Here is a 1255-nt window from a genome sequence, read left to right as displayed (position 1 = left end):
CTTGCTCGTATTGCTCTTCTTGCTCACTACCTGGAACTGCTTCCTCCGGGACCTGTCGTCCCAGTATCAGGCTGTCCAGCTCGGAGGGGGAACTTCACTGGTGCACCTCAGTGGCCTTCTCCCGCCACCGCCGTCACAACCGGTCATAGGTCGCCGCCTGCTTCGGCGACCAGCCCTGGGTCGCCGGCCTGGACGAACCGTATCCCCGCAGACCCCCACGCCTCCCAGCCCTCATGCGGCTCCCACGACCACGGCAACGTCGCCTGAAAACGACGCAGCTCCGCATGCAACCCGGCCGCCTCACGCTGGACAGCGATCGAGTCGGCCGGAAAGTCGAACGGATCAAAAGAGGCGTCAGAAGCTGTGCCGTAACCCGCGATCGGTGACTCTCCGTAGCGGGCGGCGGCCGCCCACTGGACTTCGCATTCCAGGCCCACCATGCACCCCAATAGCCGCCGCACCGCGCCAGGAGTGCACAGCGGGATCAATGCCCGACAGCCCGCCGATTGCAGACTCGTCCAAGCTTTGTGCAAGGTCGCCCAGCCAAGGTGAAAACACACAACAACCGACGGATGAGAGGCACAACATGAGCAAGTTGCGTAATACGTTCGCAGCCCTCGCCATGTCGACCGCTGCAGTGGCGCTCACTGCTGGAGGGACCAACGCGGCAGCTAGCACCGAGACCGGCTCTACGATCCAGGCATCCTGCAACATATCTGGCGTGTTCTGCGGGACTGCTGATTCGGGCGGTGGCACTATGACGCTGCGCTGCGGCGAGGCGAAGAGTATGCCCTGGAGCGGAGGGGGCTACTGGAGCAACAAGCTCCCCAACAACGGCGTGGTCCGAATGTTCGACGCGGACGGTCTCCGCATCTACACAACGCCGCCCAACTACGGACCGGTTAGAGGTAACTGGACCCCGGTCTACAGTCTTCGCGCCGACTGCTGAGGCGGACCGCCAGGCGGACAGATAGAGCAGCCACTGCTCTCAGCTCATCTTGGGGCGGGCGGTGTCGACCAAGGGTATGGCGTGATGTTTCGCCGTGTCAGGGCATCACCCGCCGCAGGATTCCGCCTGTAGCCGTCGAACGCACTGGTGACCGGAGCTGCCCGACTGCCACAGAAAGTCACCGATCACGGGTTATGGCACAGCTTCTCAGAGGGCATTTGATCTAAGTGAATTGCACTTTTTGCCCTAGTAGGTTCCGCGCCAGGTTGATGTAGTCTCGTCCGTTATGCGCTTGGCGAGGTTGTC

At 62.5% G+C, this 1255-nt stretch carries 2 protein-coding genes; one reads left to right on the top strand and one right to left on the bottom strand.

What is annotated here, in order from left to right:
- Nucleotides 1–143 precede the first annotated feature (143 nt).
- Entirely contained in the window at nucleotides 144–440 is a 297-nt protein-coding gene (locus IE271_RS40995; RefSeq protein WP_190195489.1) for a DUF8825 domain-containing protein, read from the bottom strand.
- Between the two features lie 146 nt (nucleotides 441–586).
- Between IE271_RS40995 and IE271_RS40990 the strand changes: the two genes are divergently transcribed.
- Complete coding sequence (locus IE271_RS40990; RefSeq protein ID WP_190195488.1) at nucleotides 587–949, top strand: hypothetical protein; 363 nt, start codon at nucleotides 587–589, stop codon at nucleotides 947–949.
- Nucleotides 950–1255: the final 306 nt, after the last annotated feature.

Origin of the sequence: Streptomyces minutiscleroticus (genome assembly GCF_014650875.1) — a bacterium.
In the GTDB taxonomy this organism is placed as follows: Bacteria; Actinomycetota; Actinomycetes; order Streptomycetales; family Streptomycetaceae; genus Streptomyces; species Streptomyces minutiscleroticus.
The sequence above is the reverse complement of the archived record's forward strand: the minus strand, read 5'-3'. Positions and strand labels throughout refer to the sequence as shown.